The organism is Stenotrophomonas sp. 3diitr2024, from assembly GCF_042136455.1.
GTDB lineage: Bacteria > Pseudomonadota > Gammaproteobacteria > Xanthomonadales > Xanthomonadaceae > Stenotrophomonas > Stenotrophomonas sepilia.
Window position 1 is genome coordinate 1 of sequence record NZ_JBHHMJ010000319.1, and the last position, 17,300, is coordinate 17,300.

Annotated in this window: 13 protein-coding genes; 11 read left to right on the top strand and 2 right to left on the bottom strand. The window is 65.3% G+C overall.

The features are described from left to right. Nucleotides 1–35 precede the first annotated feature (35 nt). The gene (locus ABGA94_RS07440; RefSeq protein WP_375366881.1) at nt 36–908 is read right to left on the bottom strand and encodes a hypothetical protein; all 873 of its coding nucleotides are present in this window, start codon (nt 906–908) and stop codon (nt 36–38) included. Nucleotides 909–1,127: 219 nt separating this feature from the next. Between ABGA94_RS07440 and ABGA94_RS07445 the strand changes: the two genes are divergently transcribed. Further along, entirely contained in the window at nt 1,128–3,794 is a 2,667-nt protein-coding gene (locus tag ABGA94_RS07445; protein WP_375366883.1) for an ATP-binding protein, read from the top strand. 32 nt (nt 3,795–3,826) lie between these two features. Beyond that, a complete protein-coding gene (locus ABGA94_RS07450; protein ID WP_375366884.1) occupies nt 3,827–7,198 on the top strand; it encodes an ATP-binding protein in 3,372 nt (1,123 codons plus the stop codon). 23 nt (nt 7,199–7,221) lie between these two features. On the opposite strand, the gene ABGA94_RS07455 is transcribed toward ABGA94_RS07450, so the two are convergent. After that, complete coding sequence (locus ABGA94_RS07455) at nt 7,222–7,869, bottom strand: response regulator (protein WP_375366886.1); 648 nt, start codon at nt 7,867–7,869, stop codon at nt 7,222–7,224. 77 nt (nt 7,870–7,946) lie between these two features. On the opposite strand from ABGA94_RS07455, the gene ABGA94_RS07460 reads away from it, so the two are divergent. From ABGA94_RS07460 to ABGA94_RS07500, 9 genes are all read left to right on the top strand, one after another. Then, nucleotides 7,947–8,624 (top strand): response regulator, encoded by a 678-nt coding sequence (locus ABGA94_RS07460; RefSeq protein ID WP_065186482.1) that lies wholly within the window; start codon nt 7,947–7,949, stop codon nt 8,622–8,624. Nucleotides 8,625–8,712: 88 nt separating this feature from the next. After that, nucleotides 8,713–8,934 carry a hypothetical protein gene (locus tag ABGA94_RS07465; protein ID WP_065177739.1) on the top strand — a complete coding sequence of 74 codons (222 nt, stop codon included), beginning with the start codon at nt 8,713–8,715 and terminating at the stop codon, nt 8,932–8,934. A gap of 246 nt (nt 8,935–9,180) precedes the next feature. After that, nucleotides 9,181–10,077: a hypothetical protein gene (locus tag ABGA94_RS07470; protein WP_065196365.1), complete on the top strand. Its 897-nt coding sequence runs from the start codon at nt 9,181–9,183 to the stop codon at nt 10,075–10,077. A 69-nt stretch (nt 10,078–10,146) separates the two neighbouring features. Further along, nucleotides 10,147–10,830 (top strand): outer membrane protein, encoded by a 684-nt coding sequence (locus tag ABGA94_RS07475; protein ID WP_065196364.1) that lies wholly within the window; start codon nt 10,147–10,149, stop codon nt 10,828–10,830. A gap of 166 nt (nt 10,831–10,996) precedes the next feature. After that, nucleotides 10,997–11,551 carry a fimbrial protein gene (locus ABGA94_RS07480; RefSeq protein WP_375366888.1) on the top strand — a complete coding sequence of 185 codons (555 nt, stop codon included), beginning with the start codon at nt 10,997–10,999 and terminating at the stop codon, nt 11,549–11,551. A gap of 80 nt (nt 11,552–11,631) precedes the next feature. Further along, nucleotides 11,632–12,378, top strand: coding sequence for a molecular chaperone (locus ABGA94_RS07485; protein ID WP_375366890.1), 747 nt, complete (start codon nt 11,632–11,634; stop codon nt 12,376–12,378). Between the two features lie 86 nt (nt 12,379–12,464). Then, a complete protein-coding gene (locus ABGA94_RS07490; protein WP_375366891.1) occupies nt 12,465–15,074 on the top strand; it encodes a fimbria/pilus outer membrane usher protein in 2,610 nt (869 codons plus the stop codon). Between the two features lie 2 nt (nt 15,075–15,076). Continuing rightward, complete coding sequence (locus ABGA94_RS07495) at nt 15,077–16,108, top strand: fimbrial protein (RefSeq protein WP_111129297.1); 1,032 nt, start codon at nt 15,077–15,079, stop codon at nt 16,106–16,108. Continuing rightward, entirely contained in the window at nt 16,105–16,899 is a 795-nt protein-coding gene (locus ABGA94_RS07500; protein ID WP_111129295.1) for a molecular chaperone, read from the top strand. The genes ABGA94_RS07495 and ABGA94_RS07500 overlap by 4 nt, the downstream gene beginning before the upstream one ends. The last annotated feature ends 401 nt before the right edge of the window (nt 16,900–17,300 follow it).

A 17,300-nucleotide genomic window follows, 5' to 3' on the forward strand; every position in this document is an offset into this window, starting at 1 on the left:
GCCGCAGCGGGACGCGCCCGCTGCGGCCTTCGGGTTTACCCCGGCGCCATCCAGTCCAGTGGTGATGCTGCGAGAAATGCCTGCACTGTGCTGTACAGCGCGTCCGACTGCGCAGCGCTCCCATCCAGCCGGAACTCACCCAGCACGTGCAGGGTGCCGGCGCCGTCGTCATCGTTGCGATGCCCGGCAAGCAGCACCGGCACACGCGCCAGTCGCGCAAGCCGCAACGGTGCGGTGTGACGATGGCCCGGCAGCGCGGAACGTACCATCAGCAGCGGATCCAGCAGCGCGATGATCGTGGCGCCACGTCGCAGCTGCCGCCAGCCCTGGCCGGGCATGGACGATGATCCGATGTCCAGGCGATGGCCCTGGCCCTGCAGTGCCGCCAGGATTCGATGCTCGGCCGACCCTGGAGCGTGCGGGCTGCGGATGAAATAGTGCGCAGGCGCACCGGGTCGATCCAGTACTGCTGCGATGGCCAGCTCCACATCACCGGTGGGCAGCAGGCAGACGACACGGCGCCGGCCCGCGCCGGACGCCCAAAGTGCCTGAGGGTCCTTCCAGGCGATCAGGCGCGCATGCCGCTTCACCGCGTGGAAGGGGAGTGTGCGCAGGTGGCGCAGGCGCATTCGTCGCAGCCACGCGTGCGCCAGCACGATGCTGCCCAGCCTGCTCGCCGTGCCGGCGGGCAGGCCGAGCCGTTGCAGGGCGCTACAGGCGCTCTGGTAGCGACGGGGCTGCAGGCTGGGCCCCAGCGCAGCAGAAATGCGACAGGCGACGCGCCGTTGTTGCGACGGTGACAGCAGGCGCGCGGCGAAGCCGCCCAGGCGCAGGCTGGCCTGATCGAGTGCATGCCGGCTGAGCAGCCGCAGCAGCCACCAGCGTTCGCCCATGCGTCGTGCCCACATCGCGGTCTCTCCGTGTCCTGGGGTTCGGGACGGACAGGGTCGCGGCGGGTGGGACGGGCAGAAACCGGACAAGTACGAATTGTGAGGGGCGTGAAGATTTGGGCGGAATACGACACATCAAGCGTCGAATTTGGACATCGTCCTACATCGATAGGGGGGGCGCGACTGCATGCTGAGCGTCCCCGATCTGTCTGCGAGCCTCCAACGCCGCCTCCTGCCATGCCGTCGTCCCCTACCACCGTCGCAGCGTCCCCGTACCGCCTGCACGCCCGTGCTGGCGCGGGTCCGGCTGATGGCGGCGAGCTGCAGGCACTGCGACGCTACCCGCGGCGGCTGATGCTGGCGTGCGGGGCGGTACTCAGCCTGCTTTCGATCAGCGTGCTGATCACCCTCATCGTGGTCCAGGTGAACGCCTACGAAGCCCGGCGCATCGCCGATTTCCGGCGTGCTCACAATGCATTGCAGATCCAGCTGGCGCGGCAGGATGCCAGCTACGCCCGCCTGGCCAACATGGCCGAGTACGCCTGGGGCCACGACGCGCGATTGGGCCAGGCCAGTTCCGATGCGATGTACCAGGCGTATCTGCAGGGCGGCCAGCGGCTGCTGGTGGTGGCCGACGACAGCAGCCGGCCGCAGATGGCGCTGGGCCTGCAGACACTGCAGTGGCAGCCGCAGGAGCTGAAGCGTTACCTGCAGCTGAGTGCCGCCCTCTCGTTGATCCAGCGCCTGACCCGCACCTCCGATGAAGGCGAGCCGGTGGGGGCTTCGTACTTCTTCGACCCCAGCGGACAGTACCTGTCGCTGGACAACGGCCTGACCGAGCGCAGCCTGGCGGACGCGCTGGGCATGCGCTCGCGCGAGGAGATCTTCGAGCACCTGCGGGCTCCTGCGCAGCTGCTGGCCCCCGCCTCGCTGCATGACCAGGTGCCGCTGCTGGAGAGCCTGGCACGCAGCGACGCACCGCAGCGCACCTTCGGCCGCCATCCGATCACCGGCCAAGCCTCGCTGGTGTCAGTGTTCCAGGCCAGCGCCGGAGATGCACCCATTGCCACGTTCGTCGCGTACGAGCCCTTGGCCCGCTTGCAGGACCTGCTTCGCCGCAACAGCCAGGGCCACCTGATGTTGCTGGACCGTGACGGCCTGCGCGTGCTCTCCAGCCACGAGGATGCACGTGATGTCAGCGGCGCCGACGCCGACTGGGTTCTGCTCGGCAATGCCACCCGCGCACGCTTCCACAACGGGCGCTTCACCCTGGCGCTGGCGGTGAATGGCACGCCCTGGACGCTGGTGGAAACCTACCGCTGGCGCGACATCCTGCGCGGCATAGCGCCGATGTTGCTGTCGGGCGTCGCCTCGCTGATCGCCGCGCTGGCCGTGCTGTGGATCTTCCTGCTGTGGCTGCACAAGCGCATGTACATGCCGGCGCTGCGCCAGGTCAAGGCGATCTACGCGCGCGACCAGCGCCTGCGCCTGCTGCTGGACTATGTTCCAGTCGGGGTTGCCCTGCTGGATGCCCGCAGTGGTGAGGTACAGGACCTCAACAGTCCCCTGCAGCGGATGGACCGCGCCAGCGGTGGCCGCTTGATTCCACAGCTGCGCGCCGCGGTCGAACAGGCTGATCTGGCCGATGGCCCGGTCATCCTCGGCGGCGAGCTGCCGCTGGCCAGCGATCCGCAGCAGCGACTGTTCCACCGTACTCACGTCCACTGCGGCGGGCAAGCGTGGCCGGGAGGCGTGCTGCTGATGGTGGAAGACATCAGCGACGACATGCGCGCCCTGCTGGCCGAGCAGGAACTGACCGCTGCCGCAGAATCGTGCAGCCGCGCCAAATCGCATTTCGTGGCGGCGATGAGCCATGAGATCCGCACGCCGCTGCACGGTATCATCGGCCACCTGGAACTGCTGGCGCGCGCGCCCCTGCCCGCAGAGTCGATGGAACGGGTGCTGCGCCTGCGCCAGTCCGCCGATTCACTCATGGACATCATCACCGACGTGCTGGACCTGTCGCGCATCGAGTCCGGCCAGTGGACACTGACGCCCGAACGCTTCTCGCCTGCGGCGATGCTTGAACGGGTGGCGCTGCTGTTCGCACCGATGGCCAATGCCAAGGGCCTGCAGCTCGATTGCGTGGTGGGTGCCAACGTGCCGGAAGGCGCGGTGGCGCCGATGGCGGCGATCGAGCGGGTGTTGCGCAACCTGGCCAGCAACGCGTTGAAGTTCACTGCGTCCGGGCGCGTGCAGCTGGGCGTAACCTGCCGTCGCGAGGACGCGCTGGCGTGGCTGCGCTTCGAGGCGACCGACTCCGGCATCGGCCTGAGCCAGGCCGAGTGCGATCGGCTGTTCAAGCCGTTCGTGCAGGCCGACACCACCATCCTGTCGCGGTTTGGTGGTTCGGGCCTGGGGTTGGCACTGTGCCAGCAGCTCTGCGAGCGCATGGGCGGCCGCATATGGGTGGAAAGCACCCCCGGGGTCGGCAGCCGTTTCGTGTTCGAAACCCCGCTGGCGACCTCGGTCACACAGGCGGCGGCGGTGCCCCTGGCGGGCCGGGTGGTGGGCCTGCTGGCTGCGGCCGGCCCGTGGCGCGCGGAACTTGAACGGCGCATCCGCGGTTGGGGAGCCCAGGTCGTCACTCCGCAGCTGCTGGCGACGGCGCCGTGGCTGGATATTCCCGAAGGGGCGGTGGTGGTGATGTTTGAGCCTGCTCCAAGCGAGTGGGAGGGCGTGCAGCGCTCGGGCCGTGCGTGGGTCCGGGTCTGCCGTGAAGGCCCGCTGCGTCCGCAGTGGCAAGGGGAGGGGCAGGTGGTGTCCTGCTATGCCAGCGAATCGCTGTATCAGGCTCTGGTTCAAAGCGAGCCAGAACCGCCAGTGAATGTCGCAATCGGATAAATTGCATGGGCACCCACGTCAGGATCAATGTCATGGCAGGTTCCGGAACCGCGCCCACCGCAGGAAGCTCGGCTGCCGCAGCGCGCCTGGACGACCTGCGCCGCCTGCGCAAGCGCCTCCTCATCGGCGGCGGCGCCCTGATCACCGTGCTGGTGTTGCTGGCGGCCATCGTCAGCTCCATCGCCGACGTGGAAGAGTTCCATGGCCGCGAACGCCAGTCGTTCATGGAAGCCCGTGCCGCGCTGGACTACTTCCTGTTCCAGCGTGACCGCGCGTATGCCACGGTGGTCAACGGCAACGACGTGCTCTGGCGCGACCAGCGGGCGGTCCTGCAGCACGCCGGCGGACCGTTGGCCGAGCGCTTCCAGGCGCAGGACCAGAAACTCCTGGTGCGGGCCGAAGGCCGCACGGCGGTGCCGTGGCTGGTGCTCGGGCTGCACGACAACCCGCTGCCGGCGGATGAGCTCAGTGCCTATCTGGGCATGATCGAGGTCTACTCCGCCTACACCGCCGATTCGATCACCTCGCAGGAGGCTCCCGGCGCGGTGATGGTCTACGCCTACGAGCCACAGGGACGGTTGCTGGCTGTGTCCAACGTGCGTGATGAGGCGCAGCTGCTGCAGACGCTTGGGGTGGCGACGCGGCAACAGGCCTTCGCACGGCTGCTGCGCGACGAGCCCGACGTACGGCGGTTGGCAGCGCGCCCCGGCCCGATCCGCTCGGCGTCGCGTGAAGGACGCCTGCGCTCACATTTCGCCGTGAATCCGTTCAATGGCCAGGCATCCCTGGTGGGAACCGTGACCATGGCCGAAGGCACCACCCCGTATTTCAGGCGGGTCGTGTTCGAGTCCATCGATACCATCCGTGCACGCCTGGAAGCGCGCGAGGAGGGCCGCTACCTGGTGGCCACCGGCGATCATCGCGTGGTGCTCAGCAGTGGTGGGCTCACCGCTGACGAGCAGGCGCTGGCACTGGCTGCCGTCGCCAGCGGGCTGGGCACCAAGCCGGTGCGCGACTATGCGAACGGCCGTTTCATCCTGGCCTGCGCGCTGCCCGGCGTGGACTGGACGCTCAGCCACGTCTATGACTGGTCCGACATCTGGCAGGCGCAGGGCAACTATCTGCTGGTACGCTGGATCAGCGCGCTGTTGATCATCGTCCTGCTGTGGTGGTTGCTGCGCCGCATCGACCGGCGGGTGTTTGCGCCGGCGCTGGCCGATGCGTCGCGTGTCTACGAAAGCGAGGCCCTCAGCCGCGCCATCATCGGTACTGCACCGATTGGGCTGGCGCTGCTTGCCCGCGACAATGGCCGCCCACTGCTTGAGAACGAAACCGCGCGGCAACTGGTGCGGGCCGTTGAGGAGGAGGATGCCGAGGAAGGTGAAGTGCCGCCGTTGTACGCGCGCCTGGCCGAAGCCGGGCGGGGCGTGCAGGGTGACGAATCATTGGACCTGCACTGGTCGGCCGAAGAAGGCAATGCCACCCAGCTGCAGATCAGCCTGGCGCTGGCCAGGTACCACGATCAGGCGGTGTGGGTGTGTGCACTGCGCGACGTCACCGCGCAGGTCGAGCTGGAAGAAAACCTGCGCCGCGCGCGAGAGGACTCCGAGACCGCGCGGCAGTCCGCCGAAGCCGCCACCCGGGCCAAGTCGGCCTTCGTGGCCACCATGAGCCACGAGATCCGCACGCCGCTCAACGGCGTGCTGGGCCATCTGGAGCTGCTCGGCCGGTCGCCGCTGCAGCCGAGCCAGCGCGAGCGCCTGGACCGCATCCGGTTCTCCGCAGACGCGCTGATGCGGATCATCAGCGACGTGCTGGATTTCTCCAAGATCGAGGCCGGGCAGCTGGATGTCGAGCTGGCCCCGTTCCCGCTGCGGCCGCTGATCGAGAGCGTGGCCCTGCTGTACGCACCCGATGCGCTGCGCAAGGGTGTGCGCCTGCACTTCGCGGTTGAAGCACCGGCCGGCCAGGACTGCATCGGCGATGTGCACCGGCTGCGCCAGATACTCAACAACCTGGTCAGCAACGCGGTGAAGTTCACCGCCTCCGGCCGCATCCTGCTGCGTGCGGAACTGCTGGTCGACGGCAGCGCATCGCAGCTCCGGGTGCAGGTGGTGGATTCCGGCATCGGCATGACCGCCGAACAGGCCGAGCAGTTGTTCCAGCCTTTCCAGCAGGCCGACGCCAGCGTCTCGCGCCGCTACGGCGGAAGTGGCCTGGGCCTGGCCCTGTGCCAGCAGTTGGCGCACGCCATGGGCGGCCAGGTGTCGGTGCAGAGCACGGTGGGGGTGGGCAGCAGTTTCACCCTGTGGCTGCCAGTGCGCACGCAGGCAGCGACGACGGCGCGGCCGCAGCCACTGCGTGGGCGTCGCATCACCGTACTGTCGTCGTCACCGGAATGGCGCGGCGAGTTCGAGCGCCTGCTGGCGCAGTGGGGTGCGGCTGTCACCGTGCTGGATCATCCGCAGGCCGAAGCCGCTGGCGATGTGCTGCTGGTCGTCGGCGATCACCGCCCGTGGGACCGCGAGGAGGAACGGCAGCTGGCCGCCGCCCATCGCCATGCCGTGCTGGCCTACGCACAGGGGCCGTTGAATCCCGAACTGCGCGGCGGCTATACCGAAGTCACCTGCTATGCCAGCGATGCGCTGTTGGCGGCGATCGGGGCCGACGAAGGCGCCGCGCCTGCGCCACAGGCGAACCCGGTGCCAGCGGTGAACGCACGTGGACGGGTGCTGCTGGTGGAAGACAATGCAGTGAACCGGGAACTGATCCAGCAGCAGCTGGAGGAGCTGGGCTTTGCCGTCGATGCCGCCGAGGACGGCCAGGCGGCCTTGGCGTTGTGGCAGGACGGCGTTTACCTGGCGGTGCTGACCGACATCAACATGCCGGTGATGGACGGCTACGCGCTGGCGCGTGAACTGCGCAGCCGTGGCCACTCGCTTCCGATCCTGGCCATCACCGCCACCGCGCTGGCCAGCGAGCGTGAGCGCTGCCTGGCGGCCGGCATCGACGATCTGCTGCTGAAACCCTTGAACCTGGACCGCCTGGAAGCCGGGCTGACCCGGGTGCGTGTGGATGCAACGCCCGCCATGGACGCGGCTCCGCCGACAGCAACCGTGTCGCCCGCGATCCGCCGCATCTTCGTTGAAACCGGCGACAAGGACCTGCAGGCGATTGCACAGGCCCGTGCAGACGGCGACGCGCAGCGCCTGCTGGAACGCGTGCATGCCTTCAAGGGCGCACTGCAGATGCTGGGCGAGAAGACGCTGGCCGAGCAGTGCGGCGTCATCGAACGTACGTTGCGTGACGGCGAGACGGTCGATGCCGAAGCACTGGATGCCCTGCAGCAGGCGTTGCAGGTGCGCCTGGACCAGTACCGGCAGACGCTGGAGGCGGCCCCGTGATCCCCGCAGCGCGCCAGACTGCCTCAGCTGCCGAGCAGGTTCAGGCCCAGGTCAACGGCAAACTTGTGCAGTTCGGCGTCATTGGTGGCGTTGAGCTTGCGCATGGCATTCATTTTCTGCGTGCTGACGGTCTGCTTCCTGCGGTCCAGCCGGGCAGCGATCTCGGCAACGGTCAGCCCATTGACGAACAGGGCGACGACTTCCTTCTCGCGCGGCGACAGTTCGGTCACGCGCCGGGCCTCCTTGCGCTGCAGCAGCTCGGCCACGCTGGGCGAAAAGTAGCGGCGGTGGGCATACACGGCCATCACCGCGGCCTGCACGTGATGCAGGTCGTCGCCCTTGCTGAGGATGCCGGACACGCCCAGCACGTCCAGCCGGTTGAGCAGGCTGGGCTGGTCCAGGCCGGTCATCACCACAATGCGCAGCTGTGCGAAATGCTGCTGCAGGTACGCCAGCAGCTCCAGGCCATCGCCATACGCACCGCCCGGCATCGCGTAGTCGGTCACCACCACATCGCAGTTCTCCCGTTCCAGCAGTGCCACCAGCGCCGTGGAGTCTTCCACCGCACCGATGCAGTGGATGGCCGGCGCCTGGTCCAGCGCGCTCTGCACGCCCAGTCGTATGACCGGATGATCGTCGGCGAGCGCAACACGGATGGCGAGCTGGATCATGAGGGGAACTGTCCGGTCGTAAACGGGATGGCTGGCAGCGCAGCAGGAAACACGAACCGCTTCAAGGAGAACGCACCATGAGTATCCGCATCGTTATTGCCGATGACCATCCTGTCATCCTTGCTGGCGTACGCGAAGCATTGGACAGGGTAGCCGACATCAAGGTTGTAGCGAGCGTAGAGGATTCTACGGCATTGGTCGAGGTGATGGACCGCTTTCCCGTGGATGTAGCGGTCACCGACTTCTCGATGCCCGGGGGCCAGTACGGCGACGGCGTCGCCCTGGTCGGCTTCCTGCGCCGCCGCTTCGCCGCCGTCCCGCTGGTGGTGCTTACCGCCGTCGGCGGCCGGCAGGTCCTGAGCAGCATACGCAGGGCAGGGGTGAACTGCATCGTGGCCAAGACCGACCCCATCGACGAATTGGCCGAGGCGATCCGCTGCGCCAAGCAGGGTGTGCGCTACCTCTCTCGCGACGTGCGCCACCAGCTGGGCGATGATGATGCGCCGCCGGCGGTGCTGACCAAGCGCGAGGCCGAAGTGGTGCGGTTGATCGCCGAAGGCAAGTCGCAGAAGGAAATCGCCGCACAGCTGCAGCGCAGCCGCCAGACCATCAGCACGCAGAAGCACTCGGCCATGGTCAAGTTGAAGCTTGATCGCACGGCAGACATCTTCGAGTACGCCGTGAGCGAAGGCATGGTTTCTGCATCACAGGGTGCACGGCTGGCCCGCGGAACCGGCAGCAAAGAAGATGACTGACGCCGTGCAAATCAGACGTCGTCCGATAGAACTGGCCGCTGCGCTGGATAGGGTGATGGGGACCCCTCACTCTCATTCCGGAGCCGCCGTGTCGCGTCTGCTCGATGTTCGCATCGCCGCATTGATGTCCAGCTTCTCCCGCTTGTCGCCGCAAGGGCAGAAGCGATTCCTGGATCTTCTGAATGTGTATCTGTATGCCTCGCCCGCACAGCGCAGGCAGCTGCGCAGCACATGGCCGGACGTGGTGATCGAACCCTGTGGCTGCCATGAGGACACGCCCGCAGCCCAGGTGCGTACTGGCACCCGCTAGCCGCATGCACTTCGGCCTGGTCACTGCCAACGGATTTCGGCCCAGCGGCGCAGGTCGCTCTCGTACACGCCAGACAGGCAGCACCCGGTGAGGTTCCAGCCCTTCCTTGCACCATGTGAAATCGACGTGAAAATCGTACACGTCAGACAGATGTCATGGCGCCTCGCAGGCATCGTTGGGGCACCACGCTACTGCCGCAGGCTTGGGCAGTGGCGTGGTTTCCCTCAACTGAAACCGCGAGAGACCATGATTTCACGCAAGCTCCTGTGTGCCGCCACCCTGCTGTGCCTGGCCCCGCTGGCCGCCAGCGCCGCCGAAGCCCACCTGACCCCGAAGTCCAACGGCGACAGCGGCGCCATGCCGTCGGGCTACAGCAAGCTGTTCTTCGAAATTTCCGACAGCGACTTTGCCGCAGAGCTGAAGCTGCCAGCCAACCCGCGCGATGGTGACCAGGTTGCGCTGACGTCCATGGCAGGACGCCGCGTCGCAATGCTGGACGCCGCAGGCACCAGCGCGGCCGATCTGGTGTACATCCCGGTGCAGCGCCTGAGCAACCTCGTGTTGGCGAAGAGTGACAGCCTTGGGCGTTGGTATGTCGGACGCGGCCTGGATGACGACCGCATTGTATTGAGGGACGGTCCGCATGCCCAGGCACCGGCTACCGAGAAGACGTTCATCGACCTGCACGTCACCCGCACCGTGTCGAGCGTAAGCCTGCCGCCGCAGGCGCCGGCGCGTGCCGTGCTGGGCCTGGTGAACTACACCCAGAATGACGTGACCATCCAAGGCCCGGAAGTGGCTGGTGGCGTGCAGACCTGCGGTGTAGCCCAGAGCTGTGGTTTTGTCTTCGATGGCGCTGATGGCCAGTGGCACGCGCGTCGTGGCCGCGCCCATTTCCAGCCGACCACCGCGCAGCTGCCGAAGATGCAGCAGCGCTGGACCGATATCGTGCTCTCCGGCCCGGCCGAAGACGTGACCACCCCGCGCAACATGACGCTGCCGGTCGAGGCCGTGGATGGCGACATCATCCAGATCACCGATCTGTCCAACTCGCGCTACTACAGCGTCAACGGCCACCCGATCAACAAGGCGACGTACCGCTATAACGCCAGCGAAGGCCGCTGGGGCTACAGCGTCTACTGATCTGCGCACACGGCGCTGGGTTCCTTGGACCCGCGCCGTCTTCCCTCCGCTTGCCGAGAGAGTTTTTCCATGAAGCCTTCCCTGTTGGCGCTGTGCGCCATCACTGCGTGTGCGCTGCCGTCGGTGGCCACCGCTGAAACCGAAGCCGGCTACTACGCTTCCGTCCGCGTCATCGACGCCCACCACCAGGCCCGCAGCATGGACGCCAGCGCCCGCCCGGGCATCGGCCAGTTCGTTGCCGGCGACCAGAAGCAGAGCTTCACCACCGGTTCGCTGGCCTTCGGCCGTGCCTATGGCAATGGCTGGCGCACCGAGGGCGAGTACATGGCCCGCCGCAACGACACTTACACCAGCGGCTCCAGCATCTTTGCCACCAGCTTCAACCACCATGAGGTGCGTTCGCAGCGGCTGATGCTCAACGCCTACCGCGATGTCACCTTCAACGAGGCCTGGTCGGCGTACGGCAGTGCCGGCCTGGGCCTGTCGCGGATCGAGTCCGGCGGCTGGCAGGGCAACGAAGGCCGCCAGTACGCCAAGGCCACCCGCACCGGCCTGGCCTGGTCGCTGGGTGCAGGTGTTTCGTTTGCCGCCAGCGATGCACTCACTGTGGACCTGGGCTATCGCTATGCGGACCTGGGCAGCACCGAAAGTGGCTGGAACACCTTCGGCAATGCGCGCGGCCTGCAGGACGAAAAGATGCAGCTGGACCTGGTGTCGCGCGAGGTGACGCTGGGCCTGCGCTACGCGTTCTGAACCGATTTCGTCGCGGCACGGCCAGTCAGCACTTCTCGTCGTGGTCCTATGCCTTGCCAGTCGCGACGTCTCTAGCATTTCCCCTCGAAGGGAATGCCCTTCGCTCAGGCCGGGCGCAACGCGGCTTGAAGGCAAACAACCAAAACCCATCAGGAAACTCAACATCGTGAACAAGCTTGCAATTGCTCTGACCGCCGCGCTCTCGCTGGGCGCTGCCGCCTCGGCCTCGGCGGCTGATGGCACCATTACCTTCAATGGCAAAGTCGTCGCTGCTACCTGCAAGGTGGAAATCGGCGACGGCGGCTCGTCGGCCACCATTGCGCTGCCGGACATCAGTACGGGCGCTGCCGATGGTCCCGATGCGGGCCGGCGCACCTTCAGGATCAGGCTGTCGGCTGACACCGCTACTGGCGCGGCCTGCGACAAGGACACGGCAAAGCTCTACGTCTACAAGAGCACCGTCAACGCAAGTGGTCACCTTGCGAATCAGCACACCGCTACCGCGGACGACCCGGCGTCCAACGTCTCGCTGAAGCTGTCGCGAATCGTATCCGGCGTCGAAACGGACCTCAATCTGCAGACTGCCGAGCTGACCGCGAGCAAGGATTCGGCTGCATTCGATTACGAGTTCGCCACCCGCTATCAGAGAACCGGTGCAGCAGGTACCACCACCGCAGGTAGCTTCACCTCGCAGCTGATGTTCGACGTCGAGAACTACTGATCTGATTCGCAGAAGGGTTGGGGCAGGGCCGTGGGCTTGAAATCCCACGACCCTGCCAACCGGGTCCAGGAGATAGTGATATGACCACATTCTTCCGCAATGCCGTTCGCTGCGCTGCAGTCGTGCCGCTGCTTGCCGCTTCGCTGCTGGCTCAGGCCAACGTGGTAGTGGAAGGGACGCGTGTCATCTACACGGCCGATATGAAAGAAGCGTCCGTTCGGATTCAGAATGCCGGTCAGGTCCCGAGCCTGGTACAGGTCTGGGTGGATGAGGTCGGTGTGAAGGCCGACCCCAGCACCACGCGTGCCCCGTTCGTCGCATTGCCTCCATTGCTGCGTGTGGACTCCGGAAAGAGCCAGGTGCTGCGGCTGCGCAAGATCGGCGGTGAGCTGCCGCAGGATCGCGAGTCCGTGTTCTGGCTCAACATCCTCGACGTTCCGGCTGCCGAGAAGCGTGGGCCGGGCTCTGCACAGCTGCAGATTTCAGTGCGGAACCGAATCAAGCTCTTCTACCGCCCGCAATCGCTGGCCAAGCAACCGGTAGGCGGCACCGTCGAGAAGTTGGAATGGGCGGTTGTGCCGCACGAAGGCGGCTGGGCCTTGCAGGTACGCAACCCCAGTGCCTACCACGTCAGCCTGATTCGTGCCGAAGTCATCAATGGCAAGGACAGCGTGGAAGCACAGGGCATCGCCATGATGGCTCCGTTGACCACGCAGTACTTCGCCTTGCCGCGCCATCCCGGCGCATCCTCCGGCAGCGTGAAATTCAGGTTCGCCAGCGAGCATGGAGCGCTGATCGAGCACACCGCTCCGCTGCGCGCCCCCTGATCCGTCAACTCCTATTCCCATACTTTTGAGTGGCGCCTGTCCGGCGAGGGACGGGACAGGTGTCCTCTCGCCCAAGGAAGTCCGACATGAAGCGTCATCATCGGCAAAATCTCATGCGGCGCCGACCGTTGGTCGCCGCTGTCGTGGCGGCGCTGTTGCCGATGCCTGTGCTGGCCGCCCCGAAGGTTGAGTTCAATGCGGACATGCTGTTCGGCAATGCGAGCGGCATTGATCTGGAGCGCTTCGAGCGTGGCAGCCTGCTGCCGGGTACGTACAACGCCGACATCCTGCTCAATGGCGAACTGCTTGGGCGAATGGATCTGACGGCACGGCTTGCGGAAGACGATGGCGTGCGCATCTGTCTGTCCCCGGCGATATTTGAGATGCTCAGCCTGAACGAGGCGCGCTTGGCCGCAGCGCGCAATGAATCCGAAGAAGGCGCTTCCAGACCTTTGCCGCTACCGACCGAGGAGGCCTGCCGGCCACTGTCGGACTATGTGCCTGGTGCGTCTGAGGCGTTCGATTCAGGCGAGCAGCGTCTAGATATTTCGGTCCCCCAGATCTACCTGCTGCGCACACCGCGTGGGTGGGTTGACCCCGCACTGTGGGAAAGCGGGATTAATGCCGCCACTCTTGGATACAGCATCAGCCACGAACGGCAGCGCTATGGCGATCGGCAGTCCAACCATACCGGCATGACCGTCGACGCCGGCTTGAACGTGGGTGAATGGCGCCTGCGCCACAGTGGCTATCTGAGGCACGCCGGCGCCGCCGGCACCGACTACACCGCCGGCCGCAGCTATCTGCAGCGCAACCTGCCTTCGCTGGGGGCGCAGTTGACCGTAGGCGAGTCTTCAACCAGCGGCGATATGCTGCAGGGCGTGAACTACCGTGGTGTGAACATCACCACTGATGCGCGGATGCTGCCGGATGGTGCCAACAACTTCGCGCCGGTGGTGCGTGGCGTGGCACAGACCAATGCACGAGTGACCATTCGGCAGCGTGGGTTTGTGATTCACGAGACCAGCGTCGCGCCAGGCCCGTTCGAGATTGACGATCTGCAGATCTACGGCGCCAGTGGCGACATCGAGGTGGAAGTCACCGAGGCCGACGGTCGTGTCGAGCGCTTTGTCGTGCCGTTCACCGCCATGCCGCAGCTGCTGCGTCCTGGCCAGCAGCGCTACAGCATCACGGCCGGCGAACTGCGTGACGATCAGTTCGTGCAGAAGCCTCGCTTCATCGAGGCGACGCTGCGCAAGGGATTGAGCAATCAGTTCACCGGCTACGGCGCTGCTACCGCAGCATCGGGCTACCGGGGCATGGTGCTGGGTGGCGCGTGGTCGACGCCCGTCGGTGCGTTCTCTGGCGACATCACCTTCAGCGATGCGCGTATTCCCAGTGTCGTCGGCGGCGTCGAGCGGCGCCGCGGCCAGTCCTATCGATTGGCGTACAACAAGGCGTTGTTTGACGACAATACCAACGTCACCATGGCGGCCTACCGCTACTCCACCAGCGACTTCCTGACCCTGGCCGACACCATGCGCCTTCGTGGCAAATTGGACCAGGCATCGGGCTATGACATCGTGGGGCGTCAACGCAGTCGGCTGGACCTGACGGTCAATCAGCGCCTGCAGGAAGGCAGGGGGCAGTTGACGTTCACCGGCAGCACCAGTGACTACTGGGACCAGAACCGCCGCCAGACCAGCTTCTCATTTGCCTATGGCAGCCGTATCGGCCGCGCGAGCTATTCGATCAGCGCGCGGCGTACATTGGAGACCTCCTTGTTCTCCGGTGGCGCGGCGAAAACCACCAACAGTGTGTATGTCAGTGTGAGTGTGCCGTTGGGGGTGCCATCGAGTGCGCCGCGCCTGGATGTGAACGCAAGCCGCGATAGCGCTGGCCGCAGCGCCCTGGGTATGGGTATTGCTGGGTCCATTGGTGATGGTTGGCGGGGCAACTACAACGCCTCGCTCAGCCGTGATGGTGACCGCACCAGCTATGGGGCCAGTGCCAACTACCAGCTGCCCGTGGCCTATCTGAACGGATCCTACAATCGTTCTGCCCAGAGCAGCCGGTTGTCGCTGGGCGCCAGTGGCGGCCTTGTCATACACAGCGGCGGGCTCACCTTGGGGCAACGGTTGGGTGAAACCGTTGGCCTGCTGCATGTGCCTGGCGCCGCCGGCGCGAAGGTTGACAATGCGACAGGCGTGAAGACCGATTCGCGCGGTTATGCGGTCATTCCCTACATGAGTCCATTCCGGCGGAACGAGGTGCGGGTGGACCCCAGCGAGCTGTCGCTGGATGTCGAGCTGAGTGCTGGCGCCGTGTCTGCCATCCCGAACGCGGGCGCAGTGGTGAAGATGGTGTTGCCGACGGCCGTGGGCCGCAATGCACTGATCGAAGCGCGGCTGCCCGATGGCACTGCGCTGCCGTTTGGCACTGATGTGCTCAATGAGCACGGTGACGTGGTAGGCGTGGTCGGGCAGGGCAGCCGGCTCTGGGTGCGTGGTCTGGACCAGAAAGGCGAGCTCTTCATCATGGTGGGGCCGGACCAAGCCACCCAATGCCGCATCGCATACGACCTCGGCGTGGCGCAGACGGGTGAAATGCTGATCGAACCGTGCATCCAGAATACCCCGGAACTCCTTGTTGAACGAGGCACGCGAACTTCTCACGACAGCACACAGGAACTGTAGAGATGCTAACGAACTGGCTATCCCGTCGATATTCCCTGGCCGCGCTGGCTTTCCCGTGCATGCTGGTGCTCTCTGGTGCGGCCAACGCAGCCTGCAATGATTACAGTGGCGACTACTCGTTTTCAATCGGCAGCAGAATCACACTTGTAGCGAACGCGGTCGACGTCGGCGAGGCACTAAGCCCATGGCTGTCATCCAATCAGGTGACCACGACAGTTTGCGGCTACGGAGGGTCCTTATCCCAGGTGAATGCATTCAATGCGAGCTCGCCGGAAGTCGGCACCTTTGTTGAAGGTGGCAGCACATACAGCGTATTTGCAACCGGAGTCACTGGCATCGGAGTTGCCATCAGCGTTCGTCCGTCAATCCTGTACGAGACCACTTCATGGCCAATCAGGGCGGGCGTTGAACTGCGGCGGATTGTTGCATCTCCGCCATGGGGCGAGGGTCTGGATGTAATCCAGGACATACGTGTGCGCTTCATCAAAACAGGCAACGCGCCGGTTCAGACTGTGGCCTTGGAGAAGCTAAAGCTGCTCGATATGGAGCATCATCAGAGGACATATCGATGGTCACAGAGCCAATACCTGGGAGATGTCACGATCGAGGTTCAGCACCGGCCGCTGTGCCATGTCATGCCCAAGACGGTACCCCTTGGATTTGTCGCGCTTGCTGCGTTTCCCAATCGGTGGTCATTCGGACCGACGCGTCGGTTCACAGTTGACCTGAACTGTGAGGTGGGCGCGGGTCGGGTCAACTATTATGTGGAAGCCACGGGAGCGACGGCTGAAGTCGATTCGGGTCGCGGGGTCGTGGATGTGCAGGGAACGGCGAAGGGCGTGGGTGTACAGTTGCTGCAGCCGGGTGGGGACAACATCATTCTGGGACGCAGCTATCCATTCGGTTCCAGTGGCGCGGACGGAGCGCGTAGCGAAACATTTGGTGCGCGCTTCATTCGCACAGCGGCCGATGCGGCGGACATTGAGCCGGGCGATGCAAGCGCAACGGTGCGCTTCCGGATCGATTACCCATGAGCAGCCAGGACGCTTCATTGGAGGTGAGAGGGGGGGCTGCGCGCGCGTCGGGGCGTCCACGCTTGCGTCGACGCTTGTTTGCAGCAGGGGCGTCGGTTTGCCTTGCGCTGCTGCAGGTGGGATCAGCGTGGGGGCAAGTGGCAATTCCAACCACGCGTGTGGTGTTTCCCGCTGCGCAGAAGAGTGTTTCGGTCCCGATCCACAATCTGGGCGGATTTCCAGTGCTTGTTCAGTCCTGGATTTCCGATGGCGACCCGGACCAGTCTCCAGAAGCCTCCACCGCTCCATTCGTCCTGGCACCGCCCATGGTGAGGCTTGAACCTGGACAGTCCAAGTACATCCGGGTACAGCAGCTGGCGGCACAGGCGCCGAGTGATGAGGTGGAACACCTCTACTGGCTCAACGTTCTCGCACTTGCCCCCAAACAACACCACGCTGATCAAGGCCAGCTCGAACTGAGTGTGCGCAGTCGCTACAAGCTGCTGTTTCGCCCGGCGGGGTTGTCAAGCCGGCCGGTGAATCAGGCGGTAAGTGTGACATGGAGCGTCGACCGCGTGGATGGCGCGCGCGTCCTGGTAGCTCGCAACGCATCGGCCTACGTCCTCAACCTGGGCAGCGTGGATATCGTGTCAGGTAGAAACAGGAGCGCACTGGATAATCCACACGTCCTGCCGCATTCGACGTCCTCCATTGTGCTGCCCGATGACGTTGATGCATCGGGCGCCATCCTGGAGTTCACATGGATCGACGACGAGGGCCGCCTACACCCAGCGCGCCACCTGTTACCCTGAGTCGGCTTCCCGCCTGGATCGAGCGCACGGTCCGTCAAAAATTATGGCTTGTGTTGGGTGGGCGTGCCAATACGTATGTGCGTCCGCCCAGTTCCGCTGCGATTCTAGCGCGCCTATCGACTTCCGCAAGGAGACGCACGGCGGGTTCATCCGCGAGCGTTACCATGAAGGTGGTGCATCGTATGTCGTGTACGAGACCGGCGTGGTGGGTCGCGGCATGGCGCTTCTGGCTGAGTATAAGGGCGGTCGCCGCGCCCGCCGGTCCGCGATGGACTACGATGAAGTCGTCCTGCACGCAGGTGACAGCGGCATCGGGCCGGTGGGGCGCGATTGATGATCAATTACATGCGCACCGGCAGCATTGCCTGCGGCAGCAGCACCATCAATCGGGAGATGGTGTT